This is a genomic window from Kaistia soli DSM 19436 (genome assembly GCF_900129325.1).
Lineage (GTDB): Bacteria > Pseudomonadota > Alphaproteobacteria > Rhizobiales > Kaistiaceae > Kaistia > Kaistia soli.
The window spans coordinates 76,089-91,274 of the sequence record NZ_FQUP01000008.1 but is presented as its reverse complement, the minus strand read 5'-3'; the positions used below and the strand labels follow the sequence as shown (position 1 = coordinate 91,274).

Genomic DNA, 15,186 nt, shown 5'->3' with positions numbered 1-15,186 from the left:
GTCGTGTGGACGAACTGATCCAGATACGGATTGTGGCAAGTTGAACGAAGCCGAGGAGGCTGGACGCGAGCTTATCGTAGCGGGTCGCGGCACGGTATTGGTGCTTGATCTTGTTAAGGAAGCACTCGATGCGGTTGCGGTTGGCATAGGTCTGCCGGCAGACGGGGGCGCTGGATTTTGCGGCTCGATTTGGCTGGTGCGCCCGGACGATGGTGGAATCGATCATTTCCATCGTGTTGTCAGCGGCCTCGCGGTCGGCCAGGGCGCTCAATATCACGTCCCAGACGCCCGCCTCGGTCGAACGGCGATATTGTCGGTGGACCGAGTTCAACTTGCCCGGTTCGCCGGGCAGATCGCGCCAGGGAGATCCTGTGCGGGTTACCCAAAGGACCGCGTCGAGAACTCTGCGATGATCGGCGGGAGGGCGGCCGCCATGCACGCCACTCTCAAGCGGAAAAGGCGCGAAGAACGCCCATTCGTCGTCCGTCATCGGCCCGCGAAGCACCGCTGTTCTCCCCAATGACGCACCGCACTCGGCCCCGCCGGCTGCTGGCGGGCTCATGGCGTCCATGGACGGCTCGGTTTCCGTCGATGGAGCGAGCTTTCATCGCGGGTTTCACCCCGTTCAATACTTGCATCAGTCGCCTGTCCTCGCGGTCGATCCGCGCTGGCGCATCGGTCGGATCGTCGAGGAAGCTTGGTCTCCCGATGACGAGACCCGCGAGCGGCTCGGAATATCCCGCCACTGGCACGATCGATACCCGCATGAAATGTCGGGTGGCGAGTTGCAGAGAGTCACCCTTCTCCGGCGCTTGCCCCCGCAGTCCGCCGTATCGTCGCGGATGAGATCACCGCGATGCTGGATCCCATCACGCAAGTCGAGATATGGCGCTTTCTCATAGAGCGTAGTCGGTGGGGCTTGGGGATACTGGCGATCAGCCATGATTGCGAACTGCTCCAGCGAATATCGAAGCAGATTTTCAGCCTTGAACATCGGACATTGACCCGACAGTCTACCGACGGCAGCTAGAAGTCTGGCTTGTCGTATTGAACACCTGGGCTTCAGGGTGGACTCACCAGAACCGCAGGTTGCAATCATCGATTACTGGTCTACGGAGGCATAGACCGGTCGTTTGGGCCACCAACAGCTTCAATTCATAGATGATGGTGCGGGTGGTCGGAATCGAACCGACACTCCTCTCGGAACCGGATTTTGAGTCCGGCGCGTCTACCAGTTCCACCACACCCGCAAGGTGCCAGGCCCCTGCGTGCAAAGCGCCTGAGCATAACCGGAGGCTCCTATACAGCACCAGCGCGACGATATCTAGGCGGGAGCCGTGTCCAATCACTGTTCGATTTTCAGTCCCTTAGCCGACCGCCTCCGTCCCGACGCTTGCTTGTGGTGGCATCCCATACTGCACCTCGCACAAACCGGAACATTCTGGCCGAAAGCGGAGTGACGGCCGAAGCTTTCCAAATACGTTTTCGGTGCTCAGCGCATAGACCAGCGTCTCAGAATGACCCGAAGCGGTCTTTCCGGCAGGCCATTGCAAACGGCCGCTTTGCGCCCTCCTTTCGGTCGCTCCGACCAAGCGCAATCTTCTCTGAAAGCGGACATCGGCTTTTGAAGTGTCGAGCTTCTGGTCTCGGCAAAAAATGGATCGCCCTGGATTGACGGGCATCGTCGATCTGCTAGCGTTTGGGTCTACCGAGTTCAACGACGGCCATTGGGGCCAGACACCTCCGGGATCACAGGAGGAGTCGTGCCATGTCGTTCAACGTTCCCACCATCGACATCAGTGCCTATGTCGAGCATCGCTCCGAAGACGAGCGGGCTGCCGTCGCTGCAGCGCTTGACGTCGCCTGCGCGCAGGTCGGGTTCATGCAGGTCGTCGGCCATGGCGTCGCGCCCGAGATACAGGCAGGCCTCGCTTCGACTCTCGACGACTTCTTCGGCCTGCCGCTCGAGGAGAAGAACCAGTACAGGGTGCCGGATTCGAACCGCGGATATAGCCCGCCCAAGAGCGAATCCCTGTCGCTGAGCCTGGGCGTCGAATCGGCAAGTCGGATGAACGACTTCTTCGAGGCGTTCAACATCGGGGCAGAAGCCCGGTCCTTTCCCCATCTCGCCCTCGACGAGCGCGACTATGGCATCAACCTGTGGCCGTCCCTGCCGGATTTCGAGGACCGAGTCAGCCGCTATTTCCGCGAGGCCCAAAGGGTCGCGCGCACCCTGACCACGATCTTCGCCGATGCGCTGGGGGCGGGGCCGCATTTTTTCGACGCCATCACCGACCATTCCATCGATGTGCTGCGCATGAACAATTATGCCCTGCCGCCGGGAACCGACATCAGCCTGGACGGTGACCTGACCGGCATGGGGGAGCACACCGATTTCGGTATCGTCACCGTGCTCTGGGCCGACCGCGTTGCGGGACTACAGGTTCTGGACCGGGATGGCCTGTGGCACGATGTGATGCCGGCCGAAGGCGCACTGCTCGTCAACTTGGGCGACCTCACGGCCCGCATCACCAATGACCGCTGGATGTCGACGCTGCATCGGGTCAAGCCGCCTGTTGTCGATGGCACCATCCGGCGCCGTCGCTCTGTCGCCTTCTTCCACGACGGTAATGCCGATGCGGTGGTCAGTACGCTCGACAGCCTGCTCGATCTCGGCGACGGTCTCGCCTACGAGCCCATCACCGTGCGCGACCACGTCGCCGCCAAGCTGGCCGGCTCGCGCCAGGGCCGCAAGAACCTGGCCGCCGTGCGGGAAGCGGGGCGCGTCCTCGCCGCGGGAAGGCGGCAGGCGTGAGCCGCCCGGCCTTTCTGCTGCTGCATGGCGCCTGGGCCGGCCGATGGGTGTGGGATGCCGTGGCACCGCTGCTCGTCGCGGCGGGCCACGCCGTCGTGACGCCGGATCTGCCCGGACGGGCCCCCTGGGCTGATGGCAACGGCGTCACGGTGAGTGACATGGTGGACCATGCGCTGGCGGCGATAGCCGGCACGTATGGACCCTTTATCGTCGTCGGCCATTCGGGGGGCGGCATCGTCGCCACCATGGTTACGGAACGGCTGGTCGTCCGGCAGCCCGGCAGCGCGGCCGGGCTGGTCTATCTTGCCGGCATGATGCTGCCGAGCGGCATGGGGTTCCCCGAGGCGTGCAGGATCGCCGGCGCGCCGCCTCCGCAGGGCATCGAGCCGTTCCTGCGGCCGACTGCCGACGGCCTGGGGACGTGGGTACCGCCTAAGGCAGCTGAGGACATCTTCTTCCAATGCGCCGATCCGGCCGACGCGCGGGCGGCGGCCGCCCGGCTTAACGCGCAGCTGAACACAAGCTGGATGATCGCGCCGCACTGGACCGCCGAGGGCGCGGGGACGGTACCTCGCCTCTATATCGAGGCCCTGCAGGATCGCTCCGTGCCCATCGCCGTCCAGCGCACCATGCGACGCCTCGTGCCGGGCGCGAGAATCGCCACCATCGACACCGACCATGCGCCGCAACTGTCCTGCCCTGATCGCGTGGCCTCCATATTGCTGGATTTTGACGGCAGCCATTTGTCGTGAGGCAACCGTTTCGCGACCGGCGAACGAACGAGCGAAATCGGAGTCCGGGCCTCACGGGAGTTTCTGACGCGATGGGGTGGCGACAGGGTTGGGTGGTCACAGCCAGTCGGCCGTGCGCCCTCATCTGAGCCGCTGAGATCGGAGTTTCCATCGCCTGAAATCGCACATCGCAAATGCGGAAACGGCAGGCGGCTTTGCGTCCTCATCTCGGCCATTCAGCTTGGTTGGGCCGACTCCCCAGGGCAGACGCTCATGCCGACCAAGCTACAGGCGCCGCAACGAGCTCTGTATCTCGCACGGTAACGGGTCATCATTCTCGAGCATCGACCTCAACCTCCCGGCAGTTTCAGCCTTCATCGCCGCGCCGTCCGGGATCGTTCGGAGCGTAGCGCGCTCCTGCGATCCGATCCGGAGCGAAGGCGGCACCGAGATAGGCGATCTCGTCGCGGCTCAAGGGCACATTGGTCGCGCCCAGGTTCTCGCGCACATAGTCGATGCGCTTGGTGCCGGGGATCGGCACGATGTCGAAGGGCTGTGCCAGGAGCCAGGCAAGGGCAAGCTGGCCCGGACGGCAGTGCTTGTTCACGGCCAGTGCCGTGAGTGCCTGGACCGGGCCGAGGTTGGTGGCGAGGTTCTCGGCCGAAAAGCGCGGATCGGTGATCCGGAAATCCCCTTTTGAGAAGCGGGTCTCGGGGCCAACCGCACCGGTCAGCATCGATCGACCAAGCGGACTGAACGGCACGAAGGTGACGCCGAGTTCACGGCAGGCCGGGAGGATCTCCGCCTCGACGCCGCGCTCCCACAGCGAGTATTCGGACTGCAGCGCCGTTATGGGGTGAACGGAATGGGCCCTGCGAAGCTCGGGGGCTGTTACTTCGCTGAGACCGATGGCGCGCACCTTGCCCTGCTCGACCAGTCGGGCCATGGCTCCGACCGTATCCTCGACGGGCACGTTCGGATCGAGGCGGTGGGCATAATAGAGGTCGATGACTTCGACGCCGAGACGGCTGAGGCTCGCCTCGCAGGCAGAGGCGACATAGTCGGGATGCCCGTCGATGCGCACGCCCTTGCCGTCATCGGTGAGCCTGACGGCGAATTTGGTCGCCAGCACGACCTCGTCTCGGCGCCCGGCGATCGCTCCACCGATCAGCTGCTCATTGTGTCCAAAGCCGCGGTTCTCGTCACCGACCAACATATTGGCCGCGCCATAGATGTCGGCGGTGTCGATGAAGTCGATGCCGACGTCCAAGGCCTCGCGGACCGTGCTTGTCGACTGGGCGTCATCAGCCGCCCCGTAGAACTGCGACATGCCCATGCAGCCCAGCCCGACGGGGCGGACAAGAAGATCGGAATGGCCCAGCAGCACGCGGGCCGAGCCGGCAATATCATCGGGCGTGAAGGTCATTTCAGGATTTCCTCGCAGAACAGGCCAGGGCCGTTGCAGACCCATCGTTGGGTCTTGCCCTCTCAACTAGGAGGAATTGATCGTCGCGACAATTGAGATAAAACGGATCTCAGAGTAACGGAAACCGCGATAATGCGACCAGCGAAACTCCTCGAACTCGAAGCCGTCTTGGCGATCTCCCGCCGTGGCAGTTTTCGGTCCGCAGCGCGGGATCTGGGCCTTTCTCCAACGGCTATCGGCAATGCCGTGGCCGGGCTCGAGGATGAATTAGGCGTGAGGCTTTTCGACAGGACGACCCGGCGGGTGAGCCTGACGGCGGCCGGTCATGACTTCGTGCGTGCCATCGCGCCAGCCTTGTCCGATATCCACGCCGCGACCGAGGCCGCCCGCAGCCAGCGCGGCAGTCCGACCGGGACGTTGCGGATCAATTGTTCCATCGCCGGGGGGCATCAGATTCTCGTTCCCTTCGTCACCGAATTCCTCCGCCGCTATCCTGGCGTGAAGGTCGATGTCGTGACCGAGGGGCGCCTCGTTGATATCGTGCAGGCAGGCTTCGACGCCGGGGTGCGCGCGGCGAGCGCCGTTCCGCCCGGCATGACCATCGTTCCCCTGCACCAGGGTCTGCGCCACCGGGTCGTTGCGTCGCCGGACTACTTCAAGACCCATCCGCGCCCGGTTCATCCCTATGAGCTCAGCGTGCATCAGTGCATTCGCATCCGATGGCCGAGCGGTGCGCCGTATGAATGGGAATTCGAGAAGGACGGCGAGGCGATGCAGGTCGATGTGCCCTGGTCGCTCAGTCTCGACAATCACGGCCTGATTGCACGGGCGGCCCTAGCGGGCCTCGGCCTCGCCTATGTTGCCGAGGCTGAAATTGCCGATCATGTCGCTTCGGGGCGGCTCATCGCTGTTCTGGGCGACTGGATGCCGCCCAGCCCGGGCTTCTGCCTCTATTATCCCGAGCGCCGGCCGATCGTCGGGTTCGCCAGCGCGCTGGCGCAGGTGATCGCGGAACTGCGTGAAAGCGGCGATTGAAGCCGGTTGCGCTGACGCCAGGACGTAGCGCTTCCTTCCACGATCGTACCGCCGACGTTGAACTTGGCGTGCGCCAGCAGCTCGCCATTTTCGTCGGTCTTTCTGCGCGGGCTCTCGTCCTATGCGCGCCTTGGCTATACGTCGAAGAAGTTGGTCATCTGTTCCAAGACGGCAGGTCGCGCGCTCGACGCGGAATTCGCCTAGGCGGCCACGGCACGAGCTCGGCCAACGATCTCTAGCGAATCTCTGGATGGCGGCAGACCGAAGAAGCGGGAATACTCGCGGCTGAACTGGGTCGCACTCTCATAGCCGACGCCGAAGGCAACAGAGGTCGCATTGCCCTCACCTGCGATCAGCAGGGACCGTGCGTGCAGCAGGCGTATACGCTTTTGATACTGCAGCGGGCTCAGCGCCGTCACCGCCTTGAAGTGACGATGGAAGGCGGACACGCTGAGCGATGCCATCGCCGCCAGCGCCTCGACCCGCAATGGCTTGGTGAAGTTCTCGCGGATCCACTGGATCGTGACACCGATGCGGGACAGTGCCGTCCCGGGCGCGGCGATGTCGCGCAGCATCCAGCCATGCGGTCCCTGGAAGACACGATAGAGGATCTCACGCTCATAGGCTGGTGCGAGTGCCCGAATGTCACCGGGCCGCTCCATCAGGCGTAGCATGCGAACCCAGGCATCCAGCAATTCGTCAGTCACCGGCGCAATCGAGAAGCCTGGGCTGTACAGTTCGCCTCCGGCAGGTTTGGGCAGGTCGGCCAGCAAGCCGGCAACGATTGTCGGCTCAAGCGTCAGGCTCACGGCGAGATACGGCTCGCCGGTCTCAGCCGGATGCACCGCGCCCACGGCCGGCAGATCGATGGACATGACGAAATAGGTCGCGGGATCATATCGAAGCGTCCGATCGCCGACGGTCATCGTCTTTGAGCCCGTGAGAATCAGGTTGATCATCGGGTCATAGACCGCCGCGAGCGCGTGCTCGGGAATGGAGCCCTGCACCATCGCAACGCGGGGAATACCAGTGTCGGTGCGCCGGTTTTCGGCGTGGGCGGCCAGACGCCGCAGCTCCTGAAGGTTTGCATCCATAGGAGCCATCCTCTCACGGAAGGCACGGTGCGCCTAGTCAAAAGCAGAAATAGGCATGGATCGAAGAGGATCGCGTGAGCGGCTGCCTGTGCGACTGTTTAATCAAAGGCCGACAGCAACCCAGAGGTTCTCATGAAGATTATCATCATCACCGGCGGAAGCCGGGGCATCGGCGCCAGCGCCGCCCGGCTTTGCGCCAAGGCCGGGATGGGCGTCATCCTCACCTACAACAACAATCTTGCATCGGCGGACGCCGTGGTGGCCCACATCGAGGCAGATCGCGGACGCGCCGTCGCGCTCAAGCTTGATGTCGCCGACACCGCGTCGTTTCCTGCGTTCCGTGACGCGGTAAGCGAAGCGCTATTGGCCACATGGGGCCGCACCGACTTTGACGGCCTCGTTAACAATGCCGGCTACGGGGTCTTCAACCCGATCGTCAGCGTCACGGAGGCGGAGTTCGACAGTCTGTATGCGGTCCATCTCAAAGGGCCGTTCTTCCTCACCCAGGCCCTGTTGCCGATCATGGCCGATGGCGGACATATCCTGAACGTCGCCAGCGCGACGGCGCGCGTGGCGACTGCTGGCGTCGCGCCCTACGCCAGCTTCAAAGGCGGCTTGCAGGTGCTGACCCGGTACATGGCGAAGGAGTTCGGCGATCGCCGCATTCGGGCCAATTCGATCGCGCCGGGTGCGATCCGCACCGATCTCGGTGGCGGTCTCAACGACGAATTCGAGGCTCTGCTCGCCGGGCAGACCGCGCTCGGCCGCGTAGGCGAACCGGACGACGTCGGAGCCGCCGTCGCGGGATTGCTCGGAGACGATAGCCGCTGGGTCAACGCGCAGTCGATCGAGATCGCAGGCGGTTACATCATCTGAACAGGAGAGCGCCTGTGCTCGATCATGTCTTTCTCTCGGTCAGCGATCTCGGTCGCTCGGTCGCCTTCTACACGGCGGCCCTCGCCCCGCTCGGGATCACACAACGGGTCGACTATGACGGGAAGGATGGGCCGCCTGGCCATCCCGATCTCAAGGGCTTCGGAGCGAATAACCGCATCTTCTTCTGGCTTCGTCCCGGCACCGTCGAGGGCGCAGCCGCCCATGTCGGATTTGTTGCCACCTCGCAGGCCGAAGTCGATGCCGCTTACGCCGCAGCCATGGCGGCCGGAGCGACCAATAACGGCCGGCCCGGGGCCCGGCTCTACTACGACCCCCGCTACTACGCCGCAAACGTGCTCGATCCCGACGGATACAGCCTCGAGTTTACCTACAAGAGTTGGCAGCACTGACATGACGAAGCTGATGATCTATGGCGCAGCCGGCTACACCGGTCGCATGGCCTCCGCCAACGCCCAGGCGCACGGGCTGGACCTGATCGTAGCTGGCAGGCCCATGGCGCAAAGCGGCGGCCGGCACCCTCGCCAGAGATGTCTGCATTCAAGAGGCAACAGAGCGGATCTAGTGTCCAACTCGAGCCGCAGCGTTGAGATCAACTTGGATAAATACAGCAGCGAAGCGTGAATATGGGGCCATCTGCCGCCAATGGCACTCCCTCTCCCTGCGCCTATGCTGCACCTGGCCGATGAGGACGTTTGTCGTCGCCAGCGACCACAAAGTGCTAAGATGCTGTATCTAAATGCAAAAACAGGGATCGGGACATTCGGCCGCTTGGTAGACAAACCTTTTTTGAGTCCGGGGCGTCTGCCACTTCCACCACACATCGCCGATGTGACCGCCCGGGCTCGTCGGGCGGCCGCGCTTCTCATGCCATGGAGACGCGCCGCTGCGGAAAACGTCGATGGCGCTGCGCGGGGCGGTTCACGACCAGCCGAACTCAGGTCTATGGTCGCTGGTACCCGCGGAATCGCACATGCCCTCTCGCTCTCTCCTGTCCTTCCAGCCGCCTCGCCCTGATCGCTCGCCATGATCGCGCGGCTTGCCGACATCGCTTTCATCGTGCTGCCGATCTTTGCGCTGATCGGCGTCGGCTATGTCGCCGGCTGGACCAAGCATCTCGGCGAACGTGCCGCCGACGGCCTCTCGGAGTATGTCTTCGGTCTTGCCGTTCCCGTACTCATCTTCAAGACGCTGTCTGAGGCCAAGTTGCCCGAGGGTGGGCAGCCCTGGGGCTATTGGATCGCCTATTTTACCGGCGCCTTCCTCGTGTTTGGCCTCGGCTTCCTGCTGGCGGTGAAGATCTTCCGTCGCAGCCATCTCGAAGCCGTGATGCAGGGGTTCACCGGCGCGCAGGCCAACACCGTCTTCGTCGGCGTGCCGATCATCCTGAAGGCGTTCGGCGAAGAAGGTGCGGTGCCGCTGTTCCTTCTGATCGCCATTCATCTGCCGATCATGACGACGGCGGCGACGATCCTGGCCGAAGGCGCCGAGTCAGGGGTCTCCCGCGCCACTCTCATCCGACTCGGCAAGGCCTTAGCGCGCAACCCGATTCTGATCGGCATCTATGCCGGGGCCATCGCCAAGTTGACGGGTTTTCAGGCGACGGGCGTGTCGGGCCAGGTCGTCGGCATGGTCGCCGCTTCCTCGGTGCCGTGCGCGCTGGTGTCGATGGGGCTGGCGCTCAGGCGCTACGGTTTTGCCGGCGATCTTGCCGCCTCGCTCACCATCAGCACGCTCAAGCTCGTGGTGCATCCGTTGCTGGTGTTCGGACTGACGCGCATGCTGCCGATGCCCCCGGTCTGGGCGGGCGTGGCGGTGGTCTTTGCCGCGATGCCGTGCGGCGTCAACGCCTATCTCATGGCGAGCCACTATCGCGCCGGTGTTGCGAGCGCAGCGAGCGCTGTGTCGCTCTCGACCCTGATTAGCCTGTTCACGATCACGGTCTGGCTCTACGTGCTCGGCGTTGGCTGAACCGTCGGCAGGCCGACGCGGTGGCGGATCTCGTCCGGGCCCGCGCCCGCGGCCATCAGGGCGGAGAGGCCGGTATCGCCATCCGATTTCGAGAGCTTCCGACCCTCAGCATCGCGGATAAGCCGATGGTGATGATAGCGCGGGGCATCCAGGCCGAGCAGCGCTTGCAACAGGCGATGGACGCTGGTGGCCTCGAAGAGATCGGAGCCGCGCACCACGTCGGTGACGCCCTGCAGGGCGTCGTCGACCACGACGGACAGGTGATAGCTGGTCGGCGTATCCTTCCGCGCCAGGATGACATCGCCCCAGCGTTCCGGTTCGGCGGTGAGATGGCCGCTTTCGCCATCTGGACCGGCGCCTGTCTCCTCGAAATGGAGCGTGCCGGTTCGGGAGATGGCTTCATCCATCCTGAGACGAAGCGCATAGGGGACGCCGGACGCCATCCGAGCCACGGCCTCGGCGCGCGGCAGCGCGCGATCATCACTCGGATAGAGCGGTGCGCCGTCCGGGTCGCGCGGCCAATCCAGTTTGGTCGTGCGGGCGCGAATCTCCGCGCGGGTCAGGAAAGCGGGATAGACGAGACCCATGCTCTCGAGCCTTGCCAGCGCAGCGCGATAGTCATCGAAATGTTCCGATTGCCGGCGCACGGGGCGCTCATAAGCGAGGCCGAGCCGGTCGAGATCGGCGAGAATCGCTGCCTCATAGGCCGGTTGGCAGCGCTCCTGGTCGATGTCCTCCATGCGCACGAGCAGGCGGCCGCCGCAGGACGCGGCGAGATCGGCATTGAGCAGCGCCGAATAGGCATGTCCGAGATGCAGCGGCCCGTTTGGGCTTGGGGCGAAGCGGAAAGTTCTCATGCGCGGGCCGTTGTCACCGTCCATGGCCGGTTCTATCTCGGCAGGAAGAGGAGCTTCCAGCGCTATGGCACAGAATATCTACGATCAATCCGCCTTCTTCGAGGGCTACAGCAAGCTGTCCCGTTCCGTCGAGGGGCTGGATGGCGCGACCGAGTGGCCGGCGATGCGGGCGATGCTGCCGCCGCTCGCCGGCCTTGATATCGTTGATCTTGGCTGTGGCTATGGCTGGTTCTGCCGCTTTGCCGCCAGCGAGGCTCCGCGCTCCGTGCTGGGGATCGATCTGTCCGAGCGGATGCTGGATCGGGCACGAGCCATGGGAGGCGATCCGCGCATCCGATATCAACGGGGCGATCTTGATACGCTCGAACTGCCGGCGTCGTCTTTCGATCTCGTCTATTCCTCGCTGGCGCTGCATTATGTTGAGGATGCCGCTCGACTGCTCGGCGCTGTTCACCAGGGCCTCAAGCCCGGTGGTCGCTTCGTCTTCTCGACCGAGCACCCGATCTACATGGCGCCCTCGCAACCCGCCTTTACGATTGACGGCGAGGGACGGCGGATCTGGCCGGTGGACCGCTATCTGATCGAGGGACCCAGGACGACGAACTGGCTGGCAGACGGGGTCGTCAAACATCATCGTACGCTCGGCACGACGCTGAACCTCCTGATCGCCACCGGCTTCCGTATCGATCATGTCGAGGAGTTTTGCCCGACAGAGGTGCAGATCGCGGCGTATCCCGAACTTGAGGAGGAACGCGACCGGCCGATGTTCCTGCTCATCGCTGCCTCGCGATGACGGCTCTTCGACGGGCTGATGACGCGGTCATGGCGGATGCTGCGGCAGCATTGCTAGCATGGCGAACGATTCGCCTCCCGTTCCGGAACCCATGACATGCTCGACGGTCCCCGTATCGAACCCCTCTCCGGCCGTCCGGCCACGAAGCTTGTCGTTTTGTTGCATGGCGTCGGTGCGGATGGGGCGGATCTCATCGATATCGGCCGTCATTGGGCGCCGCTCTTTCCCGACGTGGCGTTTGCGGCGCCGAATGCGCCTGATCCCTGCGATTGGGATGCCACCCGCTATCAGTGGTTCCGCCTGACGGTGCGCGATCCGCATGAATATTGGCAGGGCGCCGCGGCCGGCGCGCCAAAGCTCGATGCCTTCATCGACGCCGAACTGGCGCGTCATGGTCTGGTCGATTCGGATCTCGCGATCGTCGGCTTCAGCCAGGGCACGATGATGGCCCTGCAGGTTGGGCCGCGCCGGGCACAGCCGCCGGCCGCGATCATCGGCTATTCCGGACGCATCGCCGGCGTCGAGCGGCTGGCTGCCGAGACGGTCAGCAGGGCGCCCGTCCTGCTCGTGCATGGCGCGCTCGACGAAGTGATTCCCGTCGCGGCGATGGCGGAGACCGCCGCCGCCCTGCGCGGCGCGGGTTTCGTCGTCGAAACCATCGAGCGGCCGGGGCTGGGCCATGGCATCGACGCGGCCGGTCTCAAGGCCGGCGCGGCATTTCTGCGACAGGCTTTCGCGAGCGTCTCAGTTTGATCGGCAGGTGACCGGGCGCGACGCTGCAATGGCTTCACAAGGGTGACACACAGCCTATAGATTAATCGGACTTATCTCGAGGTTCGGCGCTGCTCACCGGAGAAGCCAGTCTTGACGATAGCGTTGCCTGCTGGTGCAAATCCCGCCCTCGTGCTCAATGCCGATTATCGGCCGCTGAGCTATTACCCGCTCTCGCTCTGGTCCTGGCAGGACACGATCAAGGCGGTGTTCCTCGATCGGGTCACCATCGTCTCCGAATATGATGTCGCGGTGCGCAGCCCGTCCTTCCATATGCGGCTGCCAAGCGTCGTCTGCCTGAAGAACTATGTGAAGCCGGCTCGCAATCCGGCGTTCACGCGGTTCAACGTGTTCCTGCGCGATCGTTTCCAGTGCCAATACTGCGGCGCCCGCGAGGATCTGACCTTCGACCATGTCATTCCCCGCTCCCGCGGCGGCCAGACGACGTGGGAAAATGTCGTTGCGGCCTGCTCGCCCTGCAATTTGAGGAAGGGCAGCCTGCATCCGGCCGACGCCCATATGTGGCCGCACCAAATGCCATTCCAGCCCTCGGTGTCGGACCTGCACAATAACGGCCGCGCCTTCCCGCCGAACTATCTGCACGACAGCTGGCTCGACTATCTCTATTGGGATACCGAACTCGATCCGTAGCGCCTGCCTGACAGTGGGCCGAGCCCGCGTCCATGGTCGCTGCCATCCTCATCGACGATCCTGCCGATCCGCGCATCGCGGCCTATTGCGATATTCGCGAGCGCGATCTCGTCGGCAGGCAGGGCCAGTTCATTGCTGAAGGCGAGGTGGTGCTGGCGATGCTGGTCCGCTCGACCCGCCACCGGGCGGCGTCTCTGCTGATCGACGCCAAGCGCATCGAGAGCCTCGCGCCGCTCTTGGAGCAGCTTCCGCCCGACGTGCCTGTCTATGCCGCGACGCAGGCGGTGATCAGCGCCGTAGCGGGCTTTCCTCTCCATCGCGGCATCCTTGCGCATGGCATCGCCGCGCCCGCGCTCGAGGTTGAACGCTTGCTGGAAGACGCGCCCGCCGACGCCGTCATCGTGGCCCTCTCGGCGATTGCCAATCACGACAATATGGGCGGCATCTTCCGCAATGCGGCGGCCTTTGGCGCGACAGGCGTCGTGTTGGATGCGGATTGCTGCGATCCGCTTTATCGCAAGGCGATCCGCGTCTCAGTCGGCACGAGCCTGACGCTGCCTTTCGCGCGGCTGGCCCGGGGCGATGACATGCCGGCGCTGCTGGTGGCTGCCGGTTTCCGCGTGCTGGCGCTGTCTCCTTCAGGCGTTACGGATCTGCATGAAGTGCCGCGCGGCGGACGCGTCGCGCTGGTGCTGGGCGCGGAGGGCCCCGGGCTCGCGCAGTCCCTGATGGAACGGGCCGAAAACGTGCGTATCCGCATGGCCGCGGGCGTCGATTCGCTCAATGTCGCGACGACGAGCGGCATCGTGCTGCATCACCTGACGGCGGGCCGCGGCTGACCTCAGCGGCGGGCCGAGCCGAGCGCTGCGGTGAAGGCGAGGAGGGCGACGAGCGCCGATACGACGGCGTTCCAGCCGGCGAAGGACAGCCCGAACAGCCGCCAGGCCGCATCGGTGCAGCTCACCACCTTGGTGTGGCCGATCTGGGCGAGGAGATCGCCGGCATTGCCGGTCGTGGCAACGCCGCCGCCGCAATCTGCCGGCCCGAGCCAATAATGCCATTCGACGCCTGCATGGTAGACGCCGAGACCAAGGCCGATCAGGAAGGCGAGTCCGGCGAGAAGCATCAGCGTTCGTGCCAGCGCCATCTGCGTATCGCGGATCATCAGGAGGATTGCGATCGCGATCAGCGGCAGGCCGACATAATAGGGAACGCGCTGCTCGAGGCAGAGCTTGCAGGGCACATAGCCGCCGATCAGCTGGAATGCCCAGGCGCCCGCGATGGCGGCAAGGCCGACGAGAAAGGCTATTCCTGCGTAGAAGAGACGTTTGCCGTCGGCCATTCTGGGGTCCAGGTCGGTTTTGTATTCGGGCGCGTCCAAGGCGGATCATCCGCCTCGGGCAGTGCCCGCCGCTTCTAGCCGCCGGCGGTGACGCTGTCGACGCGCCGGCGGTCACAACAGCGTGTCGCTCAGGTCAGTCTGCCGTCGGCCAACGCAGCGAGGATCCACGCGCGATATTTCGGCTCCTTCTCAGGGCTCTCCGGCGAAACCTTAGATGCTTCTTGCATGAAATAGAGGTAGTCGCGGCCCATCTCCTGTCCCCGGAGTGTATGCATATCAAGCGCCGGATCGATGATCTCGGGCTTCAGCTCGCCGAGCGCCGTGCCGCGCATCGCCCAGTTGACCATATCGTCCGAAGAACGCTCCTTCGGGCTGGTCGCGATCAGGCGGATGGCATGGGCCGCGAAGAGGAAGCGATCACCGACCGGCCGCGGGTACCGATGATGCATCTGATAGAGCGTCTCGACGATGACGGGTGCATCGCGGTTGCCGAAGCCAACGTCCTCGACCGAGATGACGCAAAGCCGCGACCAGAGCTTTTCCTCCATTTCGGGGCTCGTCAGGAACATCTCCCATCCGAGCAACAGCGCGTTGTCGAGCAGGCCGCGACGCAGCGACTTCTGCAGGGCAGAGATCACCTCGTCGGCGGCAAAGCCGTGTTCGGTCGTCGTGCGCTGCCAGGGATCGGGCGGCAGCTCTACTTTCGTCATCGGATGCTCCTTGTCTACGGCGTGACTTTCGGCTCCGGAGGCGCCGCTGTCCAGCCATCCGCAGATGGACTGCGGCGAGCCGCCGCGCGGAACGGA

15 protein-coding genes, 1 tRNA gene and 1 pseudogene are annotated in these 15,186 nt (G+C 64.2%); 10 read left to right on the top strand and 7 right to left on the bottom strand.

The features are described from left to right. Positions 1-16: 16 nt before the first annotated feature. Together BUB39_RS25065 and BUB39_RS23110 are read right to left on the bottom strand one after the other, a co-directional pair. A pseudogene (locus BUB39_RS25065) lies at positions 17-490 on the bottom strand (transposase); the annotation flags it as partial. Positions 491-1,165: 675 nt separating this feature from the next. Then, positions 1,166-1,250: transfer RNA gene (locus BUB39_RS23110), tRNA-Leu, on the bottom strand. A 518-nt stretch (positions 1,251-1,768) separates the two neighbouring features. Here BUB39_RS23110 and BUB39_RS23105 point away from each other — a divergent pair. After that, a complete protein-coding gene (locus BUB39_RS23105; protein ID WP_073058423.1) occupies positions 1,769-2,815 on the top strand; it encodes an isopenicillin N synthase family dioxygenase in 1,047 nt (348 codons plus the stop codon). Beyond that, complete coding sequence (locus BUB39_RS23100; protein ID WP_073058422.1) at positions 2,812-3,567, top strand: alpha/beta fold hydrolase; 756 nt, start codon at positions 2,812-2,814, stop codon at positions 3,565-3,567. The genes BUB39_RS23105 and BUB39_RS23100 overlap by 4 nt, the downstream gene beginning before the upstream one ends. Before the next feature lie 346 nt (positions 3,568-3,913). Here the strand turns inward: BUB39_RS23100 and BUB39_RS23095 are convergent, their stop codons facing one another. Continuing rightward, a complete protein-coding gene (locus BUB39_RS23095; protein WP_073058421.1) occupies positions 3,914-4,972 on the bottom strand; it encodes an aldo/keto reductase in 1,059 nt (352 codons plus the stop codon). A gap of 132 nt (positions 4,973-5,104) precedes the next feature. Here BUB39_RS23095 and BUB39_RS23090 point away from each other — a divergent pair, with 132 nt between their 5' ends. Beyond that, a complete protein-coding gene (locus tag BUB39_RS23090; RefSeq protein ID WP_073058420.1) occupies positions 5,105-6,007 on the top strand; it encodes a LysR family transcriptional regulator in 903 nt (300 codons plus the stop codon). Between the two features lie 200 nt (positions 6,008-6,207). Here BUB39_RS23090 and BUB39_RS23085 read toward each other — a convergent pair whose 3' ends face one another. Beyond that, positions 6,208-7,101, bottom strand: coding sequence for an AraC family transcriptional regulator (locus BUB39_RS23085; RefSeq protein WP_073058419.1), 894 nt, complete (start codon positions 7,099-7,101; stop codon positions 6,208-6,210). A 132-nt stretch (positions 7,102-7,233) separates the two neighbouring features. On the opposite strand from BUB39_RS23085, the gene BUB39_RS23080 reads away from it, so the two are divergent. The 3 genes from BUB39_RS23080 to BUB39_RS23065 all read left to right on the top strand — a co-directional run bounded on the left by BUB39_RS23080 (position 7,234) and on the right by BUB39_RS23065 (position 9,966). Next, entirely contained in the window at positions 7,234-7,977 is a 744-nt protein-coding gene (locus tag BUB39_RS23080) for an SDR family NAD(P)-dependent oxidoreductase (RefSeq protein WP_073058418.1), read from the top strand. Between the two features lie 14 nt (positions 7,978-7,991). Continuing rightward, positions 7,992-8,387: a VOC family protein gene (locus BUB39_RS23075; protein WP_073058417.1), complete on the top strand. Its 396-nt coding sequence runs from the start codon at positions 7,992-7,994 to the stop codon at positions 8,385-8,387. Positions 8,388-9,021: 634 nt separating this feature from the next. Next, entirely contained in the window at positions 9,022-9,966 is a 945-nt protein-coding gene (locus tag BUB39_RS23065; RefSeq protein WP_073058415.1) for an AEC family transporter, read from the top strand. Here BUB39_RS23065 and gluQRS read toward each other — a convergent pair. Continuing rightward, positions 9,945-10,847: a tRNA glutamyl-Q(34) synthetase GluQRS gene (gluQRS, locus tag BUB39_RS23060; RefSeq protein ID WP_244540355.1), complete on the bottom strand. Its 903-nt coding sequence runs from the start codon at positions 10,845-10,847 to the stop codon at positions 9,945-9,947. The genes BUB39_RS23065 and gluQRS overlap by 22 nt on opposite strands. A 40-nt stretch (positions 10,848-10,887) precedes the next feature. Here gluQRS and BUB39_RS23055 point away from each other — a divergent pair, with 40 nt between their 5' ends. The 4 genes from BUB39_RS23055 to BUB39_RS23040 all read left to right on the top strand — a co-directional run bounded on the left by BUB39_RS23055 (position 10,888) and on the right by BUB39_RS23040 (position 13,877). Continuing rightward, positions 10,888-11,616, top strand: coding sequence for a class I SAM-dependent methyltransferase (locus tag BUB39_RS23055; protein ID WP_073058414.1), 729 nt, complete (start codon positions 10,888-10,890; stop codon positions 11,614-11,616). 96 nt (positions 11,617-11,712) lie between these two features. Then, complete coding sequence (locus tag BUB39_RS23050; RefSeq protein WP_073058413.1) at positions 11,713-12,369, top strand: alpha/beta hydrolase; 657 nt, start codon at positions 11,713-11,715, stop codon at positions 12,367-12,369. Between the two features lie 111 nt (positions 12,370-12,480). Continuing rightward, positions 12,481-13,038, top strand: a complete 558-nt coding sequence (locus BUB39_RS23045) for an HNH endonuclease (RefSeq protein WP_073058412.1) — start codon at positions 12,481-12,483, stop codon at positions 13,036-13,038. A 32-nt stretch (positions 13,039-13,070) separates the two neighbouring features. Beyond that, complete coding sequence (locus BUB39_RS23040) at positions 13,071-13,877, top strand: TrmH family RNA methyltransferase (RefSeq protein ID WP_073058411.1); 807 nt, start codon at positions 13,071-13,073, stop codon at positions 13,875-13,877. Positions 13,878-13,879: 2 nt separating this feature from the next. On the opposite strand, the gene BUB39_RS23035 is transcribed toward BUB39_RS23040, so the two are convergent. After that, positions 13,880-14,380 (bottom strand): disulfide bond formation protein B, encoded by a 501-nt coding sequence (locus BUB39_RS23035; RefSeq protein WP_073058410.1) that lies wholly within the window; start codon positions 14,378-14,380, stop codon positions 13,880-13,882. Between the two features lie 128 nt (positions 14,381-14,508). Beyond that, positions 14,509-15,090 (bottom strand): AAA family ATPase, encoded by a 582-nt coding sequence (locus BUB39_RS23030; protein ID WP_073058409.1) that lies wholly within the window; start codon positions 15,088-15,090, stop codon positions 14,509-14,511. Positions 15,091-15,186: the final 96 nt, after the last annotated feature.

What these genes read in the sequence shown, in the direction of transcription:
- gluQRS (WP_244540355.1), bottom strand. Translation starts at nt 10,847, where the DNA reads ATGGACGGTGACAACGGCCCGCGCATGAGAACTTTCCGCTTCGCCCCA.
- BUB39_RS23040 (WP_073058411.1), top strand. Translation starts at nt 13,071, where the DNA reads ATGGTCGCTGCCATCCTCATCGACGATCCTGCCGATCCGCGCATCGCG.
- BUB39_RS23050 (WP_073058413.1), top strand. Translation starts at nt 11,713, where the DNA reads ATGCTCGACGGTCCCCGTATCGAACCCCTCTCCGGCCGTCCGGCCACG.
- BUB39_RS23035 (WP_073058410.1), bottom strand. Translation starts at nt 14,380, where the DNA reads ATGGCCGACGGCAAACGTCTCTTCTACGCAGGAATAGCCTTTCTCGTC.
- BUB39_RS23080 (WP_073058418.1), top strand. Translation starts at nt 7,234, where the DNA reads ATGAAGATTATCATCATCACCGGCGGAAGCCGGGGCATCGGCGCCAGC.
- BUB39_RS23030 (WP_073058409.1), bottom strand. Translation starts at nt 15,090, where the DNA reads ATGACGAAAGTAGAGCTGCCGCCCGATCCCTGGCAGCGCACGACGACC.
- BUB39_RS23065 (WP_073058415.1), top strand. Translation starts at nt 9,022, where the DNA reads ATGATCGCGCGGCTTGCCGACATCGCTTTCATCGTGCTGCCGATCTTT.
- BUB39_RS23085 (WP_073058419.1), bottom strand. Translation starts at nt 7,101, where the DNA reads ATGGATGCAAACCTTCAGGAGCTGCGGCGTCTGGCCGCCCACGCCGAA.
- BUB39_RS23090 (WP_073058420.1), top strand. Translation starts at nt 5,105, where the DNA reads ATGCGACCAGCGAAACTCCTCGAACTCGAAGCCGTCTTGGCGATCTCC.
- BUB39_RS23095 (WP_073058421.1), bottom strand. Translation starts at nt 4,972, where the DNA reads ATGACCTTCACGCCCGATGATATTGCCGGCTCGGCCCGCGTGCTGCTG.
- BUB39_RS23055 (WP_073058414.1), top strand. Translation starts at nt 10,888, where the DNA reads ATGGCACAGAATATCTACGATCAATCCGCCTTCTTCGAGGGCTACAGC.
- BUB39_RS23105 (WP_073058423.1), top strand. Translation starts at nt 1,769, where the DNA reads ATGTCGTTCAACGTTCCCACCATCGACATCAGTGCCTATGTCGAGCAT.